Genomic DNA, 24,294 nt, shown 5'->3' with positions numbered 1-24,294 from the left:
CTGCACGCGGGCGCTCGGTCGCGGCCCCGTCGGGGCCGAGGCCGCGGATGAGGAGCTTCCCGATGAACGGACCCGGGTCGGACGATCCCCCCGCAATGACGCGGGTCTGGACCGAGGCGCATCAGATCGCCTTCGCGCGGGCCACCGGCGACGTGAACCCGATGCACATGGATGCGCGCGTGGCCCGCCGGACGCTCGCCGGCGACAGGGCCGTTCACGGCGTTCATGCCGCCCTCTGGGCCCTCGATGCCTGTGCGGACAAGCAGCCGCTCGCGCGGCTCGCGACGCTGCAGATGCGGTTCGAGCGCTTCGTGCTGGTCGGAGATCGGGCCGAGGTCACGGTCCACGACGCGGATGCGCGGCAGATGCGCCTGTCGGTGTCGGTGGACGGGGTCCGTACGGTCACGATCCAGGGGACATTCGCGGCCGAGCGGGCGCTGGCCGAGACGGTCGACGCGGCACCGACCGAGATCCCGGACGCGCCGGACGTGATCGATCCGGCGACGATCGCCAGTCTGGCGGGCACGTTCCGGCTTCCCGATCCTGCGGCAATCGCCGCGCTGGCGCCGCGGCTCGCGCAGGCGATCGGCCCCGCCCGCGTCGCGGGGCTGGGTGGCCTCTCGACCCTCGTCGGGATGTTCGTGCCCGGGCTGCATTCGATCCTCTCGAAGATCGACGTGACGGTCACCGACGCGGTGCACGGATCGCGCCTTGCCTACGCGGTCAAGCGGTTCCAGCCGATGCTGCAATCGGTAACCCTCGAGGCGAAGGGGCCGGGCCTCACCGCGCGGGTCGAAGCCTTCGTCCATCCGCGCCCGGTCGAGCAGGAGAGCCTCCAGGAGATCGCCGCGCTGGTGCAGCCGGGCGCGTTCTCCGACGTGTCCGCCCTCGTCATCGGCGGTTCGCGGGGCCTGGGCGCGGCGACGGCCAAGCTGATCGCCGCGGGGGGCGGTGCGGTCTGCATCACCTACGCGTCGGGCGTCGACGAGGCGGAGGCGGTCGCCCGGGAGATCCGGGACGGCGGCGGCCGCTGCCAGGTGCTCCGCTACGACGCCGCGGGTCCGGTCGCCGCGCAGCTCGATGCGCTGGCGATGCGCCCGTCCCAGCTCTACCATTTCGCGACGCCCCGCATCTTCCGCCAGAAGCGCGCGCCGTTCGAGCCGCCCTGCTTCGAGGAGATGATGCGCGTCTACAATTACGCCTTCTACGAGTTGAGCCTGTTCTGCCTCGGACGCCGGGATGCGGTGTCGGCCTTCTATCCCTCGACCACCGCCATCGACGAGCCGCCCCGCGACACGCTCGAATACGTCATGGCGAAGAGTGCCGGCGAAACCCTCGCCGCGACGATGGCGCGGACGATCCCGAACCTGCGGACCGTGATCGAGCGCCTGCCGCGGGTGCGGACGGATCAGACGGCCACGATCTTCCCCGTCCCGGCCGCTTCCCCCGGCGCGCTGATGCTGCCGATCATCCGGCAGATGTCGGCGACGGTCTGACCCGCACGCCAACCGCCCCGGGACGAGCGGCCCCGCTCACTCGGCCGCGGCGTCGCTGTGAGGCTCGTCCTCGGCAGACCTGTCCTCGGCCGGACCAGCCTCGCCCACGGCCTCTTCGGGTTCCCGGTCCGAGCCCGGTGCGGCGGTGAAGAAGTCGCCGTTCCGGACCGCTTCGCCGCCCGTCACCATCATGCTCAGATAGGTGTTGAGGGTGTTGGGTGCGACGTCGGGGAGCCGTTCGGCGATCTCGGCATGCGACAGGCCCTGCGGACCCGCACTGCCGAGCAGCCCCTTCAACCGGCCCTTGGCCGAGTTCGCCCGCGGACCGCGGGCGCCGCGCCGTCCGCCCTGCTGTGGCGCAGCGCGATCACCGGCGGTTGCCCGCGGGGCCTCCGAGGAACGCGGATGCCCCGTCTCCTCGAGCGGAACGCCCTCCACGATCGAGGTCAGCGCGGCCTCTGCCGCGCGGAGCTTCGTCAACTCCGCCGCGATCCGATCGTAATCGCTCTGCAGGGCCGCGCGGCGCGCCCTGACGTCGACCAGAGCCTTTGTCAGCGTGTTGTCTTCAGCCACGGGATGGCCTCATCATCAAGATCGCTCAAGGCCGGCCATACGTCATAGGCCCCTTCGGACGTCAACACGCGGCAGACCTGTTGCCACTCTGTCGGGAGGCAGGATCGGTGGGTGTCAGCGCGAGTTGTGACGCCGGCGCTACATGGCCTAGAGACATCCGGAAACGCCTCTACCGAATTCGAACGCACTCGCGTAGCGTCGTCCGGCAACGGTTCCGATCACAGCGCTCCGATCCCGTGGCTGCCACGGCAGAAGACGGGGCCACTTCCCCGGCCTCGAAGCGCGGCCCTCCGGCCGCCGGCACAGACCGCATCGGGCGGGGACGCAGACGTCAACCCCACAGAGAACAGTATGTCGCTGAACATCTTCGATAAAGGCGAAAATAACGTCATCGATATCGATGTCCGCGACCAGCAAAACCAGGCCGGAAAGATATACATAAACGGCAGCAACAATTACGTCCGCATCGGAAGAGGCTGCGTTTCGGACAAGGATATGCACATCGTCATCGAATCGAATTGCCGGTTCGATGTCGGGGAGGATGTCCGTCTCTCGATGGCCAACATCTATATCGGTCCGGGCTCGGCGCTCAGCATCGGCGACCGGACGGGCTTCACCGGCTTGGTCCACCTCAACCTCATCGAGGCGAAAACGATCGAGATCGGGACGAACTGCTCGATCGCTTCCGGCGTGTGGATGACGACGAGCGACTTCCACTCCGTCGTCGGGCTGGATACCGGCGCGCGGCTGAACCCCGCCAAGCCTGTCCGCGTCGGCCATCACGTCTGGATCGCCAACCAGGCCACGCTCCTCAAGGGCTCCGTCATCGGCGACAACGCGATCGTCGGCGCCCATGCGGTCGTGACGGGAATCGTGCCGCCCCATTGCGTGGCCGCAGGAAATCCCGCGCGTATCGTGCGGGAGAACGTGACTTGGCGCTCGGACCTCATCTGAGCACGTCCCCGCGCGCGGAACTCCGTGCTCCCGGTCGGCGAAACCAGCGTTGTTTACCCCGCGCGCGCGTTCCGATAGGGCGGTGGGCCGCCGCTGCGCCTCCCGGGCCGACGCGGCGCCCGGCCTTCAATCCAGCCTGCGCGAACACATGCTCATCCGAGCTTCAGGTCCCGATCGATCCGCCAGCGCGAGCCGCGCGTCGGCACGGACCGATCGTGCGGCATCGGTCGATGGCGGCACGATGATCGACGGAGCGCCGTGGATCCCGATGCCGGGCGCATCGGCCGATGAGCCGAGAGCGGTGCTTTGAGGACGCTCTACGGACTGTACCTCCGCTGGGCCGGCATGGGCTCCGTCCGCGCGAGCAGCAACCCGCTGGTCCGGCTCGCAGCGCGCGGCGGCCTCCCGGCCGCGAACGACCTCGCCACCGCGGAGGCGCAGATCGCGGCGCTGGCACCGTCTTTCGATGCGGGCTTCTACGCGAGCTGGTACGGGATCACGGCCGATCCGGTGCGCGACTACCTCGTCCAAGGCTGGCGCGAGGGCCGCGACCCGCGGCCCGACTTCTCCTCCGCCGCCTACCTCGCCGCCCGGCCCCATCTCGCCAAAGCCGGCATCAACCCGTTCCTGCACGCCCTCTCGACGCACAGGCGCCGGTCCGGACGGACGGGCGGCGCCGACACGGGCGCGGCCCTGCCGAAGCCCGACACCGCCCGGGCCGAGCGCCTCGCCCGCCGCCTCGTCGACGGGCCGTTCTACCTCGCCGGCAACCCCGACCTCGCGGCCGCCGGCGTCGATCCGGTCGACCACTACATGGCCTCGGGCTGGCGCGAGGGCCGCGAGCCGTCGCCGCGCTTCGACACCCTGGCCTACTGCCTGACCCGCGGGATCACCTACGCCACCCAGAACCCGCTGGTGCACTACGTCCTGCACGGCGGAGCCGCCCGGCCGGAGCCGGCCGAGGCGCTGGCGCTGCGGGTCGCGACGCTCGCGCCCTACTTCGACGCCGCCCACTACCGGCGGCGGCTGAGCGCCGCGCAGGCGGAGGCCTGGGCCGGCGCCACGGACGCGGAGCTGCTGCGCGCCTATGTCGAGGGCGGCTGGCGGGCGCTCGTCAGCCCGCGTCCGGACTTCGACCCGGCCGGCTTCGTGCAGGCGCGCGCCGGCAGCCGGGCGGTCGCGGACGACCCGTTCTTCCGCTACGTGGCCGAGACGCGTCTGTCCGGGCGCGCGCCGTTTGCCGAGCCGGAGCGGCTGAACGTGCCGGCGGTGGATGAGGCCTGGTACCGGGCGACCTACCCGGATGTGGGCGGGCGTGAGCCGTACCTGCACTTTGCCGGTCTGGGCTGGCGGGAGCTGCGCGATCCGGGGCCGGGGCGCTCGACGCTGGCGGCGCTGCTGCGGGTGTGCGGGTTGCGTCCGGCCGCGGGCGCCCGTCGAGGACACCGGCTGGCTGGGGGCGATCGGGGCCGAGCCGGTGGCGCGTGGGGCGCTGCTGGAGCTGCAGGCGCGGCTGGTGGCGGGGCATTTCGACCACGGCTTCTACCGAGCGCGCTACGGGCTGCCCGCGGAGGCCGACGCGGTGCGCGACTACTGCGACACCGGCTGGCGCAGGGGCCGAAACCCACGGCCCGACTTCAACGGCTGGGCCTACCGGGCGCATCACCCCCACGTCGAGGCGACGGGTCTCGCCCCCTTTGTCCACTTCCTCGCCACGGCGCTGCTTCGCGGCGTCGACCTCACGGATCCCGCCTTTGATCCGCGCTACGGCAGCCCGCCGCCTGAAGAAGATGCGGAGCTGATGGAGCAGGCGCGGCTGATCGAGCCCTATTTCGACGCCCCCTGGTACCTGAAGCGCTACCCCGACACGCGCGGGTTCGAGAACGGTCCCGCCATGCACTTCCTGTCGCACGGACAGGAAGAGGATCGCGATCCCAGCAAGGCCTTCGTGACCCGGTTCTACCGCCGGGCCTACGGGCACCTGTTTGGCCCGGGGGAGTCGCCGTTCCTGCACTACATCCGGACCGGGCGGGCGGCCGGGCTGCTGGCCGCGCCCGAGGATCTGGGCACCGCCCCGCCCATGACCGCCCCCGCAGCCCAGGACTGGGACGGCCTGCCGCAAGCCCTGCCCATCGCTCAGGCCCGCGTCGTCGTCATCGTCCCCGTCTACAAGGGACGCGGCGAGACCCTGCGCGCCATCCACGCCTGCCTGTCGGCCCCGCAGACAACCCCCTTCACCCTGCTGGCCGTCAACGACCGCTCCCCCGACCCGCAGCTCACCGCCGAGCTGGCCGACCTCGCCCGCAGGGGCCTGTTCCACCTCGTCGAGAACGAGCAGAACCTCGGCTTCGTCCGCTCGGTCAACCGCGCCCTCAGCCTCCGCCAGGGCCGCGCCGTCGTCCTGCTCAACTCCGACGCCCAGGTCTTCGGCGACTGGCTCGACCGCCTCGTCGCCCATGCCGAACCCGAGGCCGAGCCCGATGCGGAACCCGCAGGCGCCGCCCGCCCGCGCGTGGGCAGCGTCACGCCGCTGTCCAACAACGCCACGATCTGCTCCTACCCGCGCTTCAGCGCCAACAACACCATGCCGCTGGAGATCGACCGGCCCGATCTCGACCGCTTGGCCGCCCGGATCAATCGCGGCCGCGCCGTGCCCGTGCCCACCGGCGTCGGCTTCTGCATGTACATGACCGCCGAAGCGCTCGACGCCGTCGGCCCCCTCGACGCCGAGGCCTTCGGCAAGGGCTACGGCGAGGAGAACGACTGGTGCCTGCGCGCCACCAAGGCCGGCTTCGTCAATCTGCTCGCCGAGGACGTCTACGTCTACCATGCCGGCCAGATCTCGTTCGGGCTGGATGAGGGCGGCGAGTACGACCAGGGCCAGGCGGCGCTGCTGTCCAAGCACCCCGACTACCCGGCGCGCGTCGGGCAGTTCGTCCAGGCCGATCCGGGCCGGGGCGGGCGGGCGCGCCTCGACCTGGCCCGGCTGGCCCGGCACTGCGCCGGCCGGGCGCTGCTGTACGTGACCCACAGCTGGGGCGGGGGCATCCAGCGGCACATCGACGACATGATCGCAAAGGCCCGGGCCGAGGGCCTGTCGGTGGTGCTGCTGCAGATCGACCGGACCCGCAACCTCGAGGTCCAGGTCGCCTACCGGGGCGCCGAGTTCCTGTACCTGCCCAACCTCGGCAGCCTGTACCTGCCGCGCGACGCCGAGACGCTGTCGGGCTTCATCGCGGCGCTGGCGCCGGTCCTGATCCACGTGCACTCGCTGGCGGGGCTGCGCTGGGCGGCGGCGGGCGCGCTGATGGAGCTGGTGGCGAGCTCGGGGCGTCCCTATGCCTGGACGCTGCACGACTACTCGCCGGTCTGCCACCGCAACCACCTGGTGCAGCCGGACGGGCGCTATTGCGGCCTGGCGCCGGTCGCCGAATGCCGGGCGTGCCTGGCGGCGGATGCGGAGGGGTTCGAGGAGCCGGATCCGGGTGAGCGGCGGGCGGCGTTCGGGGCGTTCCTGGCCGGGGCGGCGCGGGTGTTTGCGCCGTCCGCCGACACGGCGGCGCGGATCCGGGGGGTGTACCCGGACCTGGCGATCACGGTGCGGCCGCATCTGGAGCCGGAGCGCGCCGTGCGCGACACTACCCTGCAGCGGCCCGGGCGCGTCCGGCGGGTCGCGGTGCTGGGGGCGATCAGCCTGCCCGAAGGCGGGCTCCTGCTGCAGGCACTGGCAACGGATGCGCGCAAGCGGGATCTGCCGCTGCGGTTCTCGATCGTGGGCTTCTCCGACCCGGCGCTCACGGGCGGCCTGGAACGCGCGGGCGTCACCGAGACGGGATGCTACTCCACCGACGACACGACCCTCGACCGGCCGGCACGCGCGGCCCTCCAGATCGCCCAGACCGACCGCCACTGGGACGACGACGAGTTCCTCGACCTCGTGAACCAGATTTCAGCCGACCTGATCCTGCTTCCGTCGATCTGGCCGGAGACGTACGCGTACACGCTGACGCTGGCTCTGCGCACTGGCCTGCCGGTGGTGGCCTTCGACCTCGGCGCCCAGGGCGAGCGGCTCTCCCTCTACCCGAACGGCCACCGCCTGCCCTACGCTCTGGTCACCGATCCGGCCGCCTGCAACGACCGGCTGCTGGCCATCGACATCTCGGAAACCGGGCGGCTCTCCGGCCCGATCCAGGCCGCCGCCTACCGGAGCCTCATGCGCGACTATTACGGTCTCAGGCCCTGATTCCGCTCTCCGGCGGCACATTGGGCCGCCACGCTTCGGTTCGTTCCCGGCTGCAGGCCGTGCCTCACGATATGGCGGCGGATCGTGCACCCTGTCCGGGCCGGACGCGCTCTTGCCGGCGCGTCCAAGTCCTCGGCGCAAGTCATCCGAAGTTTCGTCTCGCCAGCTGATCCCTGGACCATCCGTCTGAGCCAGGGCCCCGGGTGCTCAGCCCCGCCTTGGTGTGATACGCCGCGTGGCCCATGGACGCGGGGTGACGTCGAGTGGATGAACCGCACCATCAAGGACGCTGCGGACGAGGGCTTCCGTCACGCCCGTCACGGGGCGTTGCCGCGGGGCATGCCGCTGCTCGTCGTCGACAATCGTCGGCCAGAACGGGGCCCAAGAGACCGAACCCTTCAGGCTCGCACCCCCACATCACAACAGGCCAGGACCGAACGGCCAGACGCCGCACATCCGCGCAGCGCGAGCGTTCGCATCCAGGGTTCCCGACCGGTTGCGAGGGCTCTGCGCAAAACAGCGCGCCTTGCCACCACGGATGGCGTAAACCCGATGCGCTATCGCCTTCGGCTTGACCAGAAACCTTGCGCGTCCACCATTCCGCGATCTTCAATCATGAATGACTGCCCGCTCAAAGTGACCATCGCGATCCCGGTCTATAACGGAGCGGATTTCCTCCGGGACGCCATCGAGAGCGCGCTCAATCAAACCTACAAAAACATCGAGATCATTGTCCTTGATGATGGCTCGACGGATGGCGGACGCACGCGCGACATAGCCGCCTCTTTCGGCTCAGCAATCCGCTACATTCACCAGGAGAACGCCGGCGTTGCCGGCGCCATGAACCACATCATACAAGTCATGTCCGGTGATATTTTCGCCTGGCTCAGCCATGACGACCTTTATTTTCCGCAAAAGATCGAGACGCAGGTCGAATACTTCACCGCAATCGGCCGACGCGATGCCATCATATTTTCCGGCGTCCATTATATTGACCAAACCGGCAGGAAGATTGACGAGAGCCGAGTCGATCACGACGGACTCATCGCAAGCCCGAAGAAGGCTCTGCTCAACAGTGCCATCAACGGATGCACGCTGTTTATTCCCGTCCACATCTTGCGGGAATTCAGCCCGTTCGACCTGACCCTGAAATACACCCAGGATTACGATCTTTGGAATAAAATTCTGACCAAATATGATTTTTACTATCTTCCGCTGCCGCTGATAAAGTACCGGATTCACCCAAATCAAGGAACCCACCGTCCGGCAGCAGTCGTCGAAGGCGACACTTTGTGGGTCAGCATTGCGGAACGAAGAACCGAAGCGGAGCGGGCGCTGATCGCGGGCAGCACGCAATGCTATTTCGAGCAGCTAGCCGCGTTTCTAGCGAAGACCCCGTACAAGCATGCGGCCGTCCACGTCGCCGACGAAGCGTCTACGGCGAGGCAGCGCGCGCGGGCAACCGTTCTTCTCCTCGTGGACGAGGATGTCGATTCCTGTCTCCTCGCGGCCGCAAGCGTGTTGCGGCAAACGCACCCGAATTTCGAGCTTCTCCTGATCAGCCACACGGAGCGAAGCAACGATCAGCTGTCGCGATGGGCTGCCCGGGACGAGCGTGTGAAGCTTCTGTCGTTCCCGAAGGTGGACGCGAGAGACGCGCTTGTACGCGCCAGTCTCTATGCGCGGGGCGATTACATCACCTTCATCACCGAGGGGGCGCTCTATCTCGACGGAAAGCTCGAGAAGCAGATCGCCCATATGCAGCGAAATGGCCTCCTGCTGTCGTGGTGTGCGTGGGTTTCGTTGGGCCCCGACCAGGATGACCAGCCCAGGACAAGCGCGCGCGGATGCAAGGTGGCCTCTGACGACGGCTCACCGAGCCGGAGCAACCTTTCAACCCTGATGGTCCATCGAAACCTCGTCTGCGCCGGAGACTTGGAGCGCATGTTGCCCGGCTCCCCTGACGCGAGAGAGTGTGGCGCGGCCGCACGCCCCTCACGGCAAGACCTTCCCGACGCTCTGGTTCTCTTCTCCGAGACCTGCCAGACAGAGCCGGAGCTGCACGGACCGGATCGCGCCGGCTCCTTCGATCCGCACCGATTGAGCAACACGCCGCTCATCGATGAAGTGCACGCGCGGCGGTAGCGCCGACTCGGCGGAGGCCACCGGCGGCACGCCCTCCTCGCTTGAGGCACGAGGCCGTGATCGGGGACAATCCCAGGCCGGGAGACTTGCTGCCGGCGGGTCGGCGCGCGATCGAGAAGCGCCTATTCGCCCGCTCGCTTCGACCAGACCACGTCATTAACGTAGTCGATGTTGGACAGAACGATGCGAACGACCTTCGTCGAGACATCATTGGCGGCATAATCGTCGACCACGCCGCTGAAGCGCCGTTCGCCGGTAAAACCGTCCCGCACCGCGTTCACGGCCTCCACGAACCCGACCTTGCCGAGCGGCGCGACGATGAGCGTGCCCGCATCCATCCCCTCGGGGCGCTCATGTGCGTCGCGGAACGTCACGGCCGGCAGGTCGAGGAGGGAGGCCTCTTCCGTGATGGTTCCGCTGTCCGAGAGGACGCAATAGGCACAGGTCTGCAGCTTCACATAGTCGGTAAAGCCGAACGGGCGCAGAAACCGGACGGAGGCCGGGAGATTTGCGTCGCCCATCGCGTCGAGACGCGCACGGGTCCGCGGATGCACGGAGACGATGATGGGCAGACCGAAGGCCTCATCGAGCCGTCGCAGCTCTTTGATGAAAGCACTCAGACGCACAGGTGAGTCGACGTTCTCCTCGCGGTGCGCAGAGACGATGAAGTACCGGTCCTTCTCGAGACCGAGTTCGGACAGGATTTGCGAGGCCGCGATCTTGGGCCCGAATTCCGCGAGCACTTCCGTGAGATGCGAACCGACTTTGAAAACGCGTTCGCTGGGCAGGCCTTCGGCCAGAAGGTAGCGACGCGCGTGTTCGGTCAAGACCATATTGACGTCGCTCAGATGGTCTATGATCTTGCGGTTGACTTCTTCGGGCACGCGCTGGTCGAAGCAGCGATTGCCGGCTTCCATGTGGAAAATCGGAATCTTATGTCGCTTGGCGGCGATCACCGAGAGGCCTGAATTGGTGTCGCCGTAGATCAGAACGGCTTCCGGCTTCTCGCGCGCGAAGACCTCGTCGGAACGTTCGATGACGCGAGAGATCGTCGAGATGGCGGAAGAACCTGCTGCCTCGAGGAAATGGTCCGGCTTTCGAATCGAGAGATCGTCAAAGAAAATCTGGTTCAGCTCATAATCGTAGTTCTGGCCGGTATGCACGAGGACGTGATCCGTCAAGCGGTCAAGCTTGCGGATTACCATCGACATCTTGATCAGCTCGGGCCGGGTGCCGACCACGGTCAGAATTTTACGCATGGCCTTCGCACGCTCGCTCTGCACTGTGGATTCTGGGCCGAGGCAACGCCCCGCTCGATCGGACGAAGGCGCGTCGGCGAGGATGGATTAGCCGCGCTGAGTCCGAAGTTCCTGCTGGATGTAGTCGAGGCGGAGCAGGAGATCGACGACCTGCTCCCGGTTCAGGCGGGTGGTGTTGTGCGACGTGTAATCCTCGGCAACCGAGATCGCGACTTCGCCGGAGGTAAAGAACTTGGAGTAGTTGAGATCACGGTCATCCGCCGGAATCCGGTAGAACCCGACCATATCCTCGGCACGCGCCATCTCCTCACGCGAGACGAGCGACTCGAAGAGTTTCTCGCCGTGCCGCGTGCCGATGATCTTGATCTCGTTCCGGGCCTTGAACACGGTTCGGACAGCCTCGGCGAGATCCCCAACGGTGCAGGCTGGGGCCTTCTGCACGAAGATGTCACCCTGCCGGCCATGCTGATAGGCGAAAAGGACGAGATCGACGGAATCCTCGAGCGACATCAGAAAACGGGTCATCTCGGGATCCGTGATGGTGATGTCCCGCCCTTCCTTGATTTGGTTTACGAAGAGCGGGATGACCGACCCCCGCGAAGCCATGACGTTGCCGTAACGGGTGGCGCACAGGATCGTGTCGGTCGGCGCGAGCATCCGCGACTTCGCGATGGTGAGCTTCTCCATCATGGCCTTGCTCAGGCCCATCGCGTTGATCGGGTACACCGCTTTGTCGGTCGAGAGGACCACGAGTCGCTCGACGCCGTGCTCGACCGCGGCGTTCAGCACGTTCTCGGCCCCGAGAATGTTCGTCCGCACCGCCTCCATCGGATAGAACTCGCAGGAAGGAACCTGCTTCAGCGCGGCGGCATGGAAGATGTAGTCGACACCTTTGACCGCTTGAGCGATCGAACTGTATTCGCGCACGTCGCCGATGAAGAACCGGACCCGCGGATCGCGCAGGAGGAGACGCATATCCTCCTGCTTTTTCTCGTCCCGACTGAAGATACGGATCTGACTGATCTCGGTGCTCAGGAAGCGCTGAACGACGGCATTGCCGAACGAGCCGGTGCCGCCCGTGATCAGAAGTGTCTTGCCAGCAAACATCACCGTACCTGCGAGAAGCGTGTGTCTTCGAGGGCGCGCATGCGCTGGATCAAGTCGGGCCAGGAAGGTGGCACGTACCCGACCGCGCTGCGGAACCGATCGGAATTCAGGGATCGATCGATTGCGACCCGGTCATCCGGATCGATCTCGACGGGATGTCGATAGACGTCCTTGATGAGCGACAGCAGATCGAGCTTACTGATCGGGTCGACGCTGACGTGGTAGACGCCGCGCAAGTCTGCATTCGGCAGCACGTGATCAATGATCACGCGGCTCAGCTCATTCGTTGTGAGACCTGAAAAGATCGCGCGGCGGTAGCCCTGCACCCGCCCTTGCTGCGACAGAAACCAGTCCACGAGCCCGTTGCGGCTGCCGACTTCGCGCCCGATGATCGAGGTCCGAAGCGTGACCGCGTTGTCGTAATCGACCTCGCCGAGAAGCTTCGAGCGCCCGTACAGGTCCTCCGCATCCGGGCTATCCGCTTCGACATAGTCGCCTTTGCGCCCCGAGAAGACGCAGTCGGTGCTCACGTGAATGAGCCGCGCACCGACGAGGTCCGCCAGCCGCGCGAGCCTGTGCGGCAGGAGCGCGTTGATCGGAATGACCGTCAGCGGATCATTGGCAGAAGCGAGCTGCTTCACCACGCCGATGCAATTGAGGATGACCGCGGGCCGCGCTTCCCGCAGGAATCCGGCCAGCGCATCGAAATCCTGCACATCCAGGCCGGTGGCGATATGCGCCGCAGCCTCCGGCGCGAACATGGTGCGCGCGGCGTGAGACCGAGCCGTCCCGCTGATTTCGCCGGGAAAACGCTCTGAGAGGGTTCGGAATGCCGTATGCCCCAGCATTCCGGACACGCCTAGAACTGCAACTTTCACAGATCCTGCCCTCGTGCAGCGGCGGTCACGTCCCGATCCGTGCCGTCAGTGGTCATGCCTTGCTCAGAGAGGCGCGCCGGAGGACGGCGAAAAGGGCTCTTGATCGATCGTGCGGAAGTGTCCGGGGACAAGCGACCCAGCGATCTGCAGCGAAAGGCGGTTACGGAAATCATAAAACCACTGCGTAAGCAAGGGCCGACCCTGGTGCCACGTCAGCTCGGGCGAACGGCCGCCGAGGTAGTCGATGGCACATGCGAGCGCTATGTGACCGATATCAACCGGCTGGTCCATCCAGGCGGATGCCTGCTCGAAGCGGTTCAGAGCTGCGTCGATCGCCTGTTTTTGCCGTCGGACATTTCGGGACACGCGCTCGTTCTCCGGCCCGAGACGGTCGACAAACCGCCGGATCACCGCATCGGCGATGCCGTCGGCGAGTGACTCGCGGCACAGCGCGTCCCAGCGAGCGTTCCCCTGCGGGATAAGCTCTACGGCAGACTGGGCTTGTAGATATTGGGTGATGACGCGGGAGTCGAACAGGGCTGTTCCGTCGGGCAGCAACAGCGAGGGGACCTTGCAGAGTGCATTGACGGCCCGCAGCCCCTCGCAGGTCCAGGGATCGACAATCTTCAGGTCGACCCGGTGCTCGAGCCCGAGCTCGACCACGGCGGCCAGGATCTTGCGGCAGAACGGCGAGCGGGGAGCGATAAAGAGCAGCCAACCGTTCTCGTCAGTCACAGCAATAGCCTTCTTCCCAGACGGTTGCTCGGCGCACCCGCATTCCGGATGCCTGTCGCCCCGCTTGATCAGCACGGCCGTTCGGTCGGGCGCGTCGCCGGCCAGCAGGGATGCGCATCAGGCGCGAGGTCGATCAACGGAGGTCGATCAACGTCTGAGACTGAGACGCGGCAGCCCCCTCGGCCGGCCCGGACAGGCGTATCGACAGACCGTTGGGACGCGGCTATAGGGCCGCCGCATCTGCCGGAGCAAGCACCCGATGACAGACCAGGGCTTGGTGTGTCTTCCAGTGCCTCCGGCTCGATCAGGCCCAGACACGGTGCGCCCCTGCCGCCGGGACCGGAGCCACGCCTCGGCCCCGCTGGTCCATAACCGCGGGGTGCTGGAGGCCGGGGCGACGCCCGACCGGCTCAAGGGCGTGATCCACGACATCTCGGTGCGCTCGCCAGGCGACCAGCTCGACAAGCTCAACCGCTACTCGGACCAGCAAGCCGATGACCTCGAGGCCCGGGGCGGGGTGATCCCGAGCGGGCGAACGACCTGTCCATCGCGACAGTTGGCGCGCTGAGGTACAGACCGCTTGACAGCCCCGATCTCGAGTTCAGCAACCCTGCAATTATAAAAGAAATATTCGAGGAAATGCCCGCACTCTTCAATGAAAAGCACTCCCACCTGCTCTGGCAGGCTTGGCAAGCGGAAGTTTTGTCGACCACGCGCGAACCCTTGGATCTCAGGCGCGACGCCCCGGCGATCGGGAAAACGCGGATTCGAGACCGTCTCCGGAACATCGGCGCTCCCAGCAGATTCGAGACGCTCGATGGCGAGATTGTCGACTGCCTTCTTCTCCTCGCCTCAGGCTTATTTGATACCGCGTACTATGTGCGGAACAATCCGGACGTTCCCGGATCCGGCTCGGGCCCCGTCAGACACTACCGCGCCCATGGCGGCGCAGAGGGGCGTGCGCCCAGCCCAGGCTTCGACGGCAAACTGTACCTGTCAGTCTACCCGGACATTCGCGACGCGGGCTTAAACCCGCTGCTGCATTTCATAAAGTGGGGTGTCCAAGAAGGGCGGATGGACGCCGTGCAGCTTGATCGTCCGCCGACGGGAGCAAATCGCCTGAACAACCCCGGCGACGCGGTCGACGAGACGTCGGCCGTGTGGGCGCAGCTGACGGCGACACTGCAGGGCCGCGCGCTATCGCGGTCGGACCCGTCGCTCGCCGAACTTCGGGACTGCTCGCAGATCGCTTGGCGGAGCTTGCACGAAGCACTCGAAAAATCGTTGCGCGAGCTGGAGCAGATCCAGGTCAGTCTCTACACCAAGACCGCGGATTATGAGCGGAGCATCTCGTCAAACGATAAGATCATGAATGAACTGGCCACCGTTCATGATGCCCTGATCGCGATGGAACGGCGGGCTTCGAACTTCGAGACGACAACCGAAACCCTGCGACAGACCTTAGAGACGCTTACCGAAGATCTCAGCGATGCGAATCGCGAGGTTGCGTATTGGCGTCGAAGAGCGCTGGGGCAGGCGTAAATGGTTGTCGGTCAAACAAGTTTCAGATCGGTGCCGTCACCAGAATCCGCCCGGCTCAAGAGCGGTTTCAGTCCCATTCGCCCGCGCTGGAAGGATGGGTCCCGCCCAGACCGAGAACGCTCCGGATCCGCTACACGTCGGGCAGGCGCCGTCCCTTCACGACGACCCGCGGCCAGCGGTCGAGGCCGATCGGCATCAGGACCGCGATCTGGTGCGGGATCTCGGCATCGCCCAGGAGGCTCTCGAGGGAGATCCGGCAGGCCGCCTCGAGTTCAGCCCGGGTGCGCGCACCCGAGGTCTTGATATCGGCGATCAGAAGCGCCGCGATTTCATGAGCGAAGGCATCGCCATCCGACATGCCGGCCTCCCGAAGCGAATCAGATCAGAATAATCTTCTTCGCAAACTTTCAACATCAGGACAGAACTACGTATCCACGCCTCGTTTGTTGATATTTATCCTCCAGCTGCCTCCGTCCCCGGCAATGGCGGTTCGGGACGGCATCGCGAGAACCCTGCCGGACATGCGCCCGGCTCGGCTCAGGCGTCGAGGCTTCCGCGATGCCGCGCCCTGACCGTCTCGCCCGTCCCGTCGGAGGCGGGTAGGGACCGGCGGTCGAAGGGCAGGCGCAGGCCGGCGACGACCGGATAGACCGCCGGCAGCACGACGAGGGTGAGCAGCGTCGCGGAGACCAGGCCGCCGATCACCACGGTCGCCAGCGGTCGCTGCACCTCCGCCCCGGCGCTCGTGGAGAGGGCCATGGGCAGGAAGCCGAGGGCGGCCACCAGCGCGGTCATGATCACCGGCCGCAGCCGCATCGCGGCGGCGCGCGTCGCGGCCTCCAGAGGCGCCAGGCCGGTCGCCTCCAGGTCGCGGATGTAGCTCGTCAGCACGACGCCGTTGAGCATCGCGATGCCGAAGGTCGCGCTGAAGCCGATCGCCGCCGAGATCGAGAACGGCATGTCGCGCAGGGTGAGCGCCGAGATCCGCCGCGATGGTGACGGAGACGAACATGTTGGCGCGCAGGAGATCGCCCGGATTGTCGAGCTCGATCCGCGCGGGCGCCGTGCTGGTCGCCGGATCGAGGGCGGCGTTCACCGAGCGGACACGTCCCTCGAAGGGGGGACGGCCCGGGATCGGGCTCTCCACCGCGGCGGTATCGCCGGCCTTCACCCGCGCGGTATCCGGCCCGTAGAGATTCGCCAGCACCAGGATGCGGGTCGGGTCGGCGACCGTGACGGCGTCGCGCCCGGTATCGACCATCTCGCCGAGGGTGACGCCGACACTGGTCACGATGCCGGAAATCGGGGTGACCACGGCGCTGGTGCCGGGCGCGGCCCCCTCGGCGGGGGCGAGGCGCCGGTACTGCGCCCGGTACAGCTCGACATTGGCCTCGGCCGATTGGATGGCGGCCCGGGCCTTGGCGAGGTCCACCTGACGCCGCTCGACCTCCGCCTGGGCGACACCGCCGAACTTGAGCTGCTCCTGGCCGCGCTTGAGCTGCAGCGCCGCCACCGCCTCGGAGGCCTGCGCCTCGCCGAGGGCCGCCTGCGCGGCCGTGAGGCCGTTGCGCGCGTCGAGGAGGCCGGCGGCGTCGAGGGTCGCCAGTACCTGGCCGGCCTCGACCCGGTCGCCCGGCTGGACCGCGAGGCTCAGGACGGCCCCGGGGTCCGCGGCTTCAGATGCGTCACCCGCCGCTCGTCGAACGCGACGGTGCCGGGGGCGCGCACCGGCAGCACGATCCGGCGGGTCTCGGCCTGCCCGACGGCGAGGCCGATCCGCGTCTGGCCGGCCGCGTCGAGGGTGACGCTGTCCGGATCAGCCGGGGCCTCGCCGCCCTTCGGGTCGGACGCCCCCGTCAAGGGCGCATCGAGTATCAGACCCAGCCGGTCGCCGATCGGCGCCCGGCCGAACCAGCCCGCGACGGCGAGCGCCGCGGTCAGCAGGGCGAGGCGCGGGAGGACGCGCCCAGAGCGCCGGGTCGGCGGTCGGGCCGATTCACGGTTCTCCGCGTGCGCCGACGCGGCGGGCGCGACGCGATCGTCCGCCCCGGAATCCCGGGCGGCCGATCGCGTCTCGGCGTTCAGCGACATGCGCGACGCCGCAACCGGCCGGGCAGGGCGGCGGCCAAGCCCCGGAACTTGCGCTGCCTCATGCGTCGAGGCCCGGCGGCAGGACATCCTCGGTGACGAACCGGCCGGTCTCGACCTCGCGGATTACGACCTCGTAGCCTTCGCAGCGCAACTCCTTGAGCCGCACGAGGGAGACGTAGGTCCCGGTCTCGACGTCGTACAGGCGGCTCTGTGCGTAGCGGTTGATCACGCGCCGCGGGCGTTGCTTCCTAGGCATGGCTCATCGGCCTCCCGCCGAACGGGACGGCGTGGATCGGGCAGGGGCATCGGGACCGGGGCCGCATCGCTGGAATCCGAAGAGCGCGCCGTCCGGCGTGGCGCGCGGGAACGGGCTAGAGTCATTCCAACAAAGGGGCCAACGTGATGCGGTGCCATTAAATTCGGGTTCACAGTGGCGGCCGCGGGGCGATTTGTGCCGCGAAGTCCGCCACAAGGGAGTCGAGCCGGTTCGCGCGCCGACGCGTGGACCGGAGGCGGGGGCGGGGCGTGGCGAGGCTGCTGCTCATCGAGGATGATTCCGAGACGGCGGCGGACGTGCGCGACGATCTGCGCGGGCGCGGCCACGACGTCGCCTGGGCCGCGACCGGACCCGAGGGCGCGCGGGCGGCACGGGAGGGCGGCTGGGGGGCGATCATCCTCGACCGGATGCTGCCCGGCCGCGACGGCCTCAGCGTGCTCCAGGATCTCCGCCTGGAGGGGAACCGCACCCCGGCGCTGGTCCTGAGCGCGCTGGGCGACGTCGACGAGCGGATCCGCGGCCTCCGGTCGGGCGGCGACGACTACCTCGCCAAACCCTTCGCGCTGGGCGAACTCGCTGCGCGCATCGAGGCGCTGCTGCGGCGGCCGGTCGACAGCCCCGAGACGGTCCTGCGCGTCGGCAGCCTGGAGATCGACCTGATCGCCGGCACCGGCCGGCGCGGGGCGCGCGACCTCGAGCTGCTGCCGCGCGAACTCAAGCTCCTCGCCTACCTCATGCGCCGCCCCGGCCAGATCGTGACCCGGGCAATGCTGTTCGAGGAGGTCTGGAACTACCGCTTCACGCCGAAATCCAACCTGATCGACGTCCATGTCGGGCGCCTGCGCCGGAAGCTCGAAGCGGGCGGCGAGGCGCCGCTGATCCACAGCGTGCGCGGCACCGGGTTCACGCTCGCGCCCGATGGCTGACCTGCTGCACTCCACCGCCCTCCGGTGGGCACTCGGCATCGCCCTGTGGTCCGCCCTGCTCGCCCTGGCGATGTTCGCCTTCGTCTACTGGCAGACGGCCGACTATCTCCGCGAGGAACTCGCCGAGACGCTGCGGCTGGAGGTCCGGGCGGCGGCGGCCGACGACGCGGCCGCCGCGAACCGCGTGGACACGTGGATCGCGATGGATCCCCACGCCACCCATTACGGCGGCCTGTTCGGCCCGGACGGGACGCGCCGGGCGGGCAATCTCGGCGCGGTGCCGGACCATCTGGCCCGCGACGGCGACGCCTACCGGGTGAGCGCGACGGTCGACCTCGCGGGACGCACGCTTCAGGACGAGATCTGGGCGGCCGCGCTGACCCTCGCCGACGGCCGCATCGTGGTGATCGCGCACGACACCGACGAGATCGACCGGGTGAAGGCCACGACCCTGCGGGCCCTCGGGCTCGGGCTGGTGCCGACGCTGGCGCTCTCCGTCCTCGGCGGCCTGCTGCTCACGAGCCGCGCGCGCCGGCGCCTCGCTGCCACCGAGGCCGCCGTGGCCGAGGTCATGCGCGGCGACCTGCGCCGGCGCCTGCCGGTCGGCGGTCACGACGACGAGTTCGACCGGCTGACCCGGACGGTCAACCGGATGCTCGACGAGATCGAGCACCTGATGGGCGAGGTCCGCAGCGTCGGCGACGCGGTGGCGCACGACCTGCGCACGCCGCTCACCCGCCTGCGCGCCCGGCTGGAGCGCACGCGCTCGCAGGCCCGGAGCGTCGCGGAGTTCCACGAGGCGATCGACCAGGGCCTCATCTGGATCGACCAGACGCTCGCCATGGTCACCGCCGTGCTGCGGATCGGCGAGATGGAGGACGGGCGCCGCCGCGGGGCGTTCGCCCGGGTCGACCTCGGCGAGGTCGCGGCGGTCGCGGTCGAGTTTTTCGCGCCGTTCGCCGAGGAGAAGGACATCGACCTCGCGCTCTCGGTCCCGCCCGGTGCGCACGTCATCGACGGCGACCGCGACCTGTGCTTCGAGGCGGTCTCGAACCTGCTCGACAACGCGCTGAAGTTCACGCCCCTCGGCGGCCGCGTACGCGCCGGTCTGGAGCGCGCCGACGACGCGGTCGTCGTGACGATCAGCGATACCGGGCCCGGCCTGCCACCGGGGGAGCGCACCACCGTGTTCCACCGCTTCTACCGCGCCGAAGCGGCGCGCCACAGGCCGGGTCACGGCCTGGGCTTGAGCCTCGTGGCGGCGATCGTGAAGCTCCACGGCGCGGGCGTGACGATCCGGGACGCGCCGGGCGGCGGCTGCCATGTCGCGCTGCGCTTCCCGATGGCCCAAGCAGCCGAGGCCCAGGCCGATACGGGTCGGTCCGGCCACAATCCGGCACGATAGCCTCGGATCCGAGCACCTGTCTCACCTTCGCGCTCGAATACCAGTCCTCCACAGGATGAACTCGGGTCTAACCCCGAGCGAAAGCGGTGGTTAAGGCTCGCCATGCCAATCCGTCGGACCCGACCGGGGCCTGGCGTGGATGTGCCGATGATTCTGTTGCGGCACTTGAACGCGTGCCTCAGGTCGGCCCGGACCTGGATCGCGCTCGGCGTCCTCGCGCCGGTCGGCATGCTGGCGGCGTCCAGCCTGATGCTGCTCGATCTGCGTCAGGATGCCTGGGACAAGGCCGAGCAGACCTCGCGGAACCTCCTGCAGGTGCTGGAGCGCGACATCGCGCGCAATGTCGAGATGTATGATCTCTCGATCCGGGCCGCCGTCGAGAACCTGCGGGCGCCGGGCCTGGGGCAGGCCAGCGCGCAGATGCGCCAGCTCATCCTGTTCGATCGCGCGGCCACCGCCCGCGACATGGGCGTGATGCTCATCCTGGATGAGCGCGGCGAGATCGTCGACGATATCGATGCCGTGCCGGCCCGCAAGGGCAATTACGCGGACCGGGAGTACTTCCAGGTTCACAAGGCGCGCGCCGGGCTGGGCCTTCATGTCGGAACGCCGATCGTCTCGCGCCTGACCGGCGAGCCCATGCTCCCGTTCAGCCGGCGCGTCGACAAGCCGGACGGCAGCTTCGGCGGCGTGGTCCTGGGCAGCCTGAAGCTGTCGTACTTCGCGCACCTGTTCGGCGAGATTGATCTCGGCCGCGGCGGCGCGATCAACCTCTACCTGAACGACGGCACCCGCCTGATGCGCTACCCGTCCGAGCGGGCCGATATCGGGGCGAACATCGCGCAGGCGCCCACATTCCGGAGATTCATGCGGGAGGGACGCGGCAGCTTCGTCGCCACCTCCGTGCGCGACGGGATCGAGCGCTACTACACCTTCACGCGCATCGGCGCCCTCCCGCTGATCCTGAACGTCGCCCTGTCCACGCGGGACGTCGAGGCCGACTGGTACGCGCGGGCGATCGTGATCGGCAGCGTCCTGCTGGTGCTCTGCGGGCTCACGATCGCGCTCTCCCTGCTGTTCGGGCGCGAGCTGCGCCGGCGGGAGGCGATGCGGGCCGAGCTGGCCACGCTGTCGCGCACGGACGCCCTGACGGGCCTGCCGAACCGCCGCTGCTTCGAGGACAGGTTCGCGCTGGCGCGCGCGGCGGCCTGCGACGCGGGCCGACCACTGGCGCTGCTCATCGTCGATGCCGACCATTTCAAGCGCTACAACGACCGGTATGGGCACCCGGTGGGCGACGAGGTGCTGAAGGGGCTTGCACGCCGCCTGTCCGCGAGCGTCCACCGCCCGGAGGATCTCGTCAGCCGCATCGGCGGCGAGGAATTCGCGATCCTGCTGCCGGACACCGACGAGGCCGGCGCCCTGCGCATCGCCGACAGGGTCCATGCAGAAATCCGCGCGCTCACGGTGGCATCCGCGGGGATCGGTGCAGGCGCCGTCACGGTGAGCATCGGGCTCGCCTGCGCGGTGCCGAGCCATGGCCGGGGCCCGTCCGTGCCGGACCTGTACCGGCTGGCCGACGGCGCGCTCTACGAGGCCAAGGCGGGCGGCCGCAATCAGACCCGCTGCGCCGCGCCGCAGGGCGTGCCGGCGACGCCCCCGCGGGGAACCCTGCAGCTGGTGAGCGCCTCCTGAGCGCATGAGGATACGCTTCGGAACCGTCGCATCCGCCGGTCCGGAGACTCGACGCGGCCCCCTCGACCCGATTCATCGCACTCGGACGGTCGCGACCCGCGCGTCCGGACGCGGCCTGGCGTGCGCGCGTTGTACCCGCAGCCTCGTCAGCGTGTCAGGATGCCGAGGGAATCCCGGGCCTGGCTCTCGACGCCAGTACCGTCGGAGCGCGCATCCGCCTGCGTCAGCGCAAGGGACCGGCAGCCCCGAGGGTGTCGGCGCGGGTCCTAGGCCGCGGCCCTGTGGCCCCGTGTCCGCCGGTCGAGCCCCGCCACGGTCGCGTCGAGCAGCCGCTCCAGCGCGTCGCACGTGGACGGCGCTTCGGCGCAGGCCGAATCCCGGGCCGCCAGCTCGATGGCCCGCAGCGGCTCGACCAAGGCACGCGCGCCGATGTTGGCGCTCATGGATTTCAGGCTGTGCGCGGCCCTGGCGATAGCCGGCTGGTCCGAGGCGGTGAGAGCGGCGCGCAGAGCGGACAGCGCCTGGGGGGCCTGCGCCCGGTACAGGTCGAGAATGCGGTCCAGGAAGGCGCCGTCCCCGAGGCCGAGAAGGCCGTCCAGCACCTCGGCGTCGAGCAGATCGTCGGGCGCCGGTACGGCCGCCGACAATCCTTCCGGTTGCGCCGGGGTAATGGCGTCCGGTGCCCCGTCCCGGAGCTCAGGCGCGTGCGCCTGCAGGAGCTCGGCCAGCTGCCGCAGGGTGAAGGGCTTCGCCAGCGTCCCGTCCATGCCGGCCGCCGCCGCCGCCTCGGCCGCCTCGGCCAGGACATGGGCGGTGAGCGCGATGATCGGGGTGCGGCGGCCTCCGGCGGACGCCTCGCGCCGACGGATCGCCCGGGCGGCGGCGAAACCGTCGAGCACCGGCATGCTGCCGTCCATCAGGATCAGGTCGAACGGCCGCGCGTCGGCCTCCTGCACGGCCGCGGCCCCATCCTCCACCGCCACGACGTCCGTGACGCCGCAGCGTGCCAGGGCCTCCAGGGCGACCTCGCGGTTGACCGCGCTGTCGTCGGCCACGAGCACGCGCAAGCCGGGGAAGCGCGGCAAAGCCTCGGTCGGCACGGCGCGCGCGGTGGGGGCGGCGAGGGCGCCACCCTCCGCGAGCGCCGCGAGGACGGGCTGCCACTCCGCCTGGACCACGGGCCAGCGCAGGACCTCGTCGGCGAGCCCGGCCCGGAGCACCCGGTCGGCGGCCTCGTCCCCCGGCGGCCCGAGGGCGAGGACGCGCGCCGCGCCCTCCGGCCGGCGGCCCGCCGCCGCGAGGGCGGCGGCGTCGAGGATCCAGTGGGCCGTCACACCGCCGGCCGCCTCGACGGCCTCGAACCCGGACGCCGCGAGGCTGGACGCGAAGGCGTCCCGAGTGGCGGGACCGGCCGTGCGCAGGACGACCGGAGCCGGCACGCCCGGTTGCCGCCGGATCGGCCGGGCGGCCTCGACAATCTCCACGGGGATGCGCGCCGAGAAGGTCGATCCCACGCCGACGCGGCTCGCGACCGCCACGGTGCCGCCCATCGCCTCGACGATCCGCTGGGCGATCGAGAGCCCGAGCCCGGTGCCGCCGAAGCGCCGGGTGGTAGATTGGTCGGCCTGCGCGAAGGCGGAGAAGATCGTAGCGAGCTTGTCCTGCGGGATGCCGATGCCGGTATCGGTCACGGCGACGAGCAGGCATCCGTCGGCCTCGATCGCCAGACGGACGGAAACGTGCCCGGCCTCGGTGAACTTCAGGGCGTTCGACACGAAGTTGCTCACCACCTGCCCGAGGCGGACCGGATCGCCGAGGATCGCCCGCGGCACGTCCGGCGCCACCGAGGCCGCGAGGTCGAGCCCGGCCGACCGGGCCCGCTCGGCGAACAGGGTGATGGCCGTGTCGACGATCTCGGCGGGATTCACGGCCACGCGCTCGAGGTCGAGCTTGCCGGCCTCGACCTTCGCGAAGTCGAGGATGTCGTTGATGATCGCCATCAGCGACTGGCCGGACCGGGCGATCACCTCGGCGTAGCGGCGCTGGCGCACCGGCAGGTCGGAACTCGCCAGCAGCTCGGCCATCACCAGCACGCCGTTCATCGGCGTCCGGATCTCGTGGCTCATCGTGGCGAGGAAGCTCGACTTGGCGGCGTTGGCGCTCTCGGCGACCTGCTTGGCCTCGCTCAGGTCCGCCGTCCGGGCGCGGACCTCCTCTTCGAGGTGGGCACTGTGGGCGGCGAGCTGGTGGTCGCGCGCGTTCACGGCCGAGAGCAGGTCGTTGAAGGTGCGCGCCAGCGCGCCGACCTCGTCGTCGCTCTCCACCGGGGCGCGCTGCGCGTAATCGTGGCGCAGGCGCGCCGCGTCCATGGTGCGGGCGAGCGCCGCCAGCGGGCGCGTGACGCTGCGCTGCAGGTACAGCGAGACGCCGAGGCCGATGGCGATGGCGAGGAGCGCGGCCAGCGCGGCGTTCTCGCCGGCGGCCCGGACGTGGTCGAGGATGTCGTCGGTCTCGCCGATCAGGACGACGCGGCCGACCGGGCGGCCATTCTCCTTGATCGTTGCAGCCGCCCGCAGGGTCCGGGTGGCGAGCATGCGCAGGAGGGACAGGTCCTCGCCGTCCTGGGCGGCGTCCTGAATCAGGCGCAGGCCGAGTCCCTGCTCGGCGAGCACGGACCCGTCGAGCCGCTCGATCGCGCCGTAGACGATGGACGGCACCTGGCCGATCGCCCGCAGGGACGCGGCCGCCGCATCGGCGTCGTTCTCCGCCGTCGCCCGGGCGCCCCCATGGGCGAAGACCTGGGCGACCGCCTCGAGCGCGGCGTGCTTGTCGGCGGCGTAGCGGGACACCTCGCGCCAGACCGACAGGGCGGCGGCCAGGATGAGCGCCGCCGTGACGGCGCCGGTGACGGCCAGGGCGAGCCGGCCGGCCAGGGAGCGTTTCGGCCTGAGCCACGCGAGGTGCACGG

The 24,294-nt window shown here is 69.1% G+C and carries 19 protein-coding genes and 2 pseudogenes; 10 read left to right on the top strand and 11 right to left on the bottom strand.

Features of this window, described 5'->3' with window-relative positions; all coding sequences use genetic code 11:
• The first annotated feature begins 62 nt into the window (after positions 1-62).
• Positions 63-1,496 (top strand): MaoC/PaaZ C-terminal domain-containing protein, encoded by a 1,434-nt coding sequence (locus ABIE45_RS21195; protein ID WP_192708464.1) that lies wholly within the window; start codon positions 63-65, stop codon positions 1,494-1,496.
• A 36-nt stretch (positions 1,497-1,532) separates the two neighbouring features.
• On the opposite strand, the gene ABIE45_RS21190 is transcribed toward ABIE45_RS21195, so the two are convergent.
• Entirely contained in the window at positions 1,533-2,069 is a 537-nt protein-coding gene (locus ABIE45_RS21190; RefSeq protein WP_192708465.1) for a hypothetical protein, read from the bottom strand.
• A gap of 351 nt (positions 2,070-2,420) precedes the next feature.
• On the opposite strand from ABIE45_RS21190, the gene ABIE45_RS21185 reads away from it, so the two are divergent.
• The 4 genes from ABIE45_RS21185 to ABIE45_RS21170 all read left to right on the top strand — a co-directional run bounded on the left by ABIE45_RS21185 (position 2,421) and on the right by ABIE45_RS21170 (position 9,411).
• Complete coding sequence (locus ABIE45_RS21185; protein WP_192708489.1) at positions 2,421-3,023, top strand: acyltransferase; 603 nt, start codon at positions 2,421-2,423, stop codon at positions 3,021-3,023.
• 306 nt (positions 3,024-3,329) lie between these two features.
• Positions 3,330-4,781: a hypothetical protein gene (locus ABIE45_RS21180; RefSeq protein WP_373622516.1), complete on the top strand. Its 1,452-nt coding sequence runs from the start codon at positions 3,330-3,332 to the stop codon at positions 4,779-4,781.
• 43 nt (positions 4,782-4,824) lie between these two features.
• Positions 4,825-7,266 (top strand): glycosyltransferase, encoded by a 2,442-nt coding sequence (locus tag ABIE45_RS21175; RefSeq protein ID WP_373622895.1) that lies wholly within the window; start codon positions 4,825-4,827, stop codon positions 7,264-7,266.
• A 267-nt stretch (positions 7,267-7,533) separates the two neighbouring features.
• Positions 7,534-9,411: a glycosyltransferase gene (locus ABIE45_RS21170; protein WP_192709086.1), complete on the top strand. Its 1,878-nt coding sequence runs from the start codon at positions 7,534-7,536 to the stop codon at positions 9,409-9,411.
• A gap of 122 nt (positions 9,412-9,533) precedes the next feature.
• On the opposite strand, the gene wecB is transcribed toward ABIE45_RS21170, so the two are convergent.
• The 4 genes from wecB to ABIE45_RS21150 form a co-directional block, all read right to left on the bottom strand.
• Positions 9,534-10,694 (bottom strand): non-hydrolyzing UDP-N-acetylglucosamine 2-epimerase, encoded by a 1,161-nt coding sequence (gene wecB / locus ABIE45_RS21165; protein ID WP_373622515.1) that lies wholly within the window; start codon positions 10,692-10,694, stop codon positions 9,534-9,536.
• 63 nt (positions 10,695-10,757) lie between these two features.
• On the bottom strand, positions 10,758-11,777 hold the full coding sequence (locus ABIE45_RS21160; RefSeq protein ID WP_192709313.1) for a polysaccharide biosynthesis protein: 1,020 nt from the start codon (positions 11,775-11,777) through the stop codon (positions 10,758-10,760).
• On the bottom strand, positions 11,777-12,655 hold the full coding sequence (locus ABIE45_RS21155; RefSeq protein WP_192709088.1) for an SDR family oxidoreductase: 879 nt from the start codon (positions 12,653-12,655) through the stop codon (positions 11,777-11,779). The genes ABIE45_RS21160 and ABIE45_RS21155 overlap by 1 nt, the downstream gene beginning before the upstream one ends.
• A gap of 63 nt (positions 12,656-12,718) precedes the next feature.
• On the bottom strand, positions 12,719-13,390 hold the full coding sequence (locus ABIE45_RS21150) for a glutathione S-transferase N-terminal domain-containing protein (RefSeq protein WP_192709089.1): 672 nt from the start codon (positions 13,388-13,390) through the stop codon (positions 12,719-12,721).
• A 319-nt stretch (positions 13,391-13,709) separates the two neighbouring features.
• On the opposite strand from ABIE45_RS21150, the gene ABIE45_RS21145 reads away from it, so the two are divergent.
• Complete coding sequence (locus tag ABIE45_RS21145; protein WP_373622514.1) at positions 13,710-13,958, top strand: hypothetical protein; 249 nt, start codon at positions 13,710-13,712, stop codon at positions 13,956-13,958.
• 71 nt (positions 13,959-14,029) lie between these two features.
• On the top strand, positions 14,030-14,932 hold the full coding sequence (locus ABIE45_RS21140; RefSeq protein ID WP_192709090.1) for a hypothetical protein: 903 nt from the start codon (positions 14,030-14,032) through the stop codon (positions 14,930-14,932).
• A gap of 130 nt (positions 14,933-15,062) precedes the next feature.
• Here the strand turns inward: ABIE45_RS21140 and ABIE45_RS21135 are convergent, their stop codons facing one another.
• The 5 genes and pseudogenes from ABIE45_RS21135 to ABIE45_RS21115 all read right to left on the bottom strand — a co-directional run bounded on the left by ABIE45_RS21135 (position 15,063) and on the right by ABIE45_RS21115 (position 17,279).
• Complete coding sequence (locus tag ABIE45_RS21135; protein ID WP_192709091.1) at positions 15,063-15,290, bottom strand: hypothetical protein; 228 nt, start codon at positions 15,288-15,290, stop codon at positions 15,063-15,065.
• A gap of 179 nt (positions 15,291-15,469) precedes the next feature.
• A pseudogene (locus ABIE45_RS21130) lies at positions 15,470-15,923 on the bottom strand (efflux RND transporter permease subunit); the annotation flags it as partial.
• Between the two features lie 72 nt (positions 15,924-15,995).
• Positions 15,996-16,586, bottom strand: a pseudogene (locus tag ABIE45_RS21125) (efflux RND transporter periplasmic adaptor subunit); the annotation flags it as partial.
• Positions 16,583-17,023 carry a hypothetical protein gene (locus tag ABIE45_RS21120; protein WP_373622513.1) on the bottom strand — a complete coding sequence of 147 codons (441 nt, stop codon included), beginning with the start codon at positions 17,021-17,023 and terminating at the stop codon, positions 16,583-16,585. The gene ABIE45_RS21120 and the pseudogene ABIE45_RS21125, both read right to left, overlap by 4 nt.
• A gap of 58 nt (positions 17,024-17,081) precedes the next feature.
• On the bottom strand, positions 17,082-17,279 hold the full coding sequence (locus ABIE45_RS21115) for a polyhydroxyalkanoate synthesis regulator DNA-binding domain-containing protein (RefSeq protein WP_192709092.1): 198 nt from the start codon (positions 17,277-17,279) through the stop codon (positions 17,082-17,084).
• A 269-nt stretch (positions 17,280-17,548) separates the two neighbouring features.
• Between ABIE45_RS21115 and ABIE45_RS21110 the strand changes: the two genes are divergently transcribed.
• The 3 genes from ABIE45_RS21110 to ABIE45_RS21100 all read left to right on the top strand — a co-directional run bounded on the left by ABIE45_RS21110 (position 17,549) and on the right by ABIE45_RS21100 (position 21,326).
• Positions 17,549-18,226: a response regulator transcription factor gene (locus ABIE45_RS21110; RefSeq protein WP_192709093.1), complete on the top strand. Its 678-nt coding sequence runs from the start codon at positions 17,549-17,551 to the stop codon at positions 18,224-18,226.
• Positions 18,219-19,631 (top strand): ATP-binding protein, encoded by a 1,413-nt coding sequence (locus tag ABIE45_RS21105; RefSeq protein WP_192709094.1) that lies wholly within the window; start codon positions 18,219-18,221, stop codon positions 19,629-19,631. The genes ABIE45_RS21110 and ABIE45_RS21105 overlap by 8 nt, the downstream gene beginning before the upstream one ends.
• 147 nt (positions 19,632-19,778) lie before the next feature.
• A complete protein-coding gene (locus ABIE45_RS21100) occupies positions 19,779-21,326 on the top strand; it encodes a sensor domain-containing diguanylate cyclase (protein WP_192709095.1) in 1,548 nt (515 codons plus the stop codon).
• A gap of 266 nt (positions 21,327-21,592) precedes the next feature.
• Here ABIE45_RS21100 and ABIE45_RS21095 read toward each other — a convergent pair whose 3' ends face one another.
• Positions 21,593-24,292, bottom strand: a complete 2,700-nt coding sequence (locus tag ABIE45_RS21095; RefSeq protein ID WP_192709096.1) for an ATP-binding protein — start codon at positions 24,290-24,292, stop codon at positions 21,593-21,595.
• Positions 24,293-24,294 lie beyond the last annotated feature (2 nt).

This window comes from Methylobacterium sp. OAE515, assembly GCF_041806315.1.
Lineage (GTDB): Bacteria > Pseudomonadota > Alphaproteobacteria > Rhizobiales > Beijerinckiaceae > Methylobacterium > Methylobacterium tardum.
Note: the sequence above shows the minus strand (reverse complement) of the source record. Positions and strands in the feature narration are given on the sequence as shown.

Excerpts from the sequence above, each read along its gene's own strand:
- ABIE45_RS21105 (WP_192709094.1), top strand. The coding sequence starts at position 18,219 with ATGGCTGACCTGCTGCACTCCACCGCCCTCCGGTGGGCACTCGGCATC.
- ABIE45_RS21170 (WP_192709086.1), top strand. The coding sequence starts at position 7,534 with ATGAACCGCACCATCAAGGACGCTGCGGACGAGGGCTTCCGTCACGCC.
- ABIE45_RS21140 (WP_192709090.1), top strand. The coding sequence starts at position 14,030 with ATGCCCGCACTCTTCAATGAAAAGCACTCCCACCTGCTCTGGCAGGCT.
- ABIE45_RS21100 (WP_192709095.1), top strand. The coding sequence starts at position 19,779 with ATGATTCTGTTGCGGCACTTGAACGCGTGCCTCAGGTCGGCCCGGACC.
- ABIE45_RS21185 (WP_192708489.1), top strand. The coding sequence starts at position 2,421 with ATGTCGCTGAACATCTTCGATAAAGGCGAAAATAACGTCATCGATATC.
- ABIE45_RS21160 (WP_192709313.1), bottom strand. The coding sequence starts at position 11,777 with ATGTTTGCTGGCAAGACACTTCTGATCACGGGCGGCACCGGCTCGTTC.
- ABIE45_RS21195 (WP_192708464.1), top strand. The coding sequence starts at position 63 with ATGAACGGACCCGGGTCGGACGATCCCCCCGCAATGACGCGGGTCTGG.
- ABIE45_RS21175 (WP_373622895.1), top strand. The coding sequence starts at position 4,825 with ATGGAGCAGGCGCGGCTGATCGAGCCCTATTTCGACGCCCCCTGGTAC.
- ABIE45_RS21120 (WP_373622513.1), bottom strand. The coding sequence starts at position 17,023 with ATGTCGCTGAACGCCGAGACGCGATCGGCCGCCCGGGATTCCGGGGCG.
- ABIE45_RS21115 (WP_192709092.1), bottom strand. The coding sequence starts at position 17,279 with ATGCCTAGGAAGCAACGCCCGCGGCGCGTGATCAACCGCTACGCACAG.
- ABIE45_RS21135 (WP_192709091.1), bottom strand. The coding sequence starts at position 15,290 with ATGTCGGATGGCGATGCCTTCGCTCATGAAATCGCGGCGCTTCTGATC.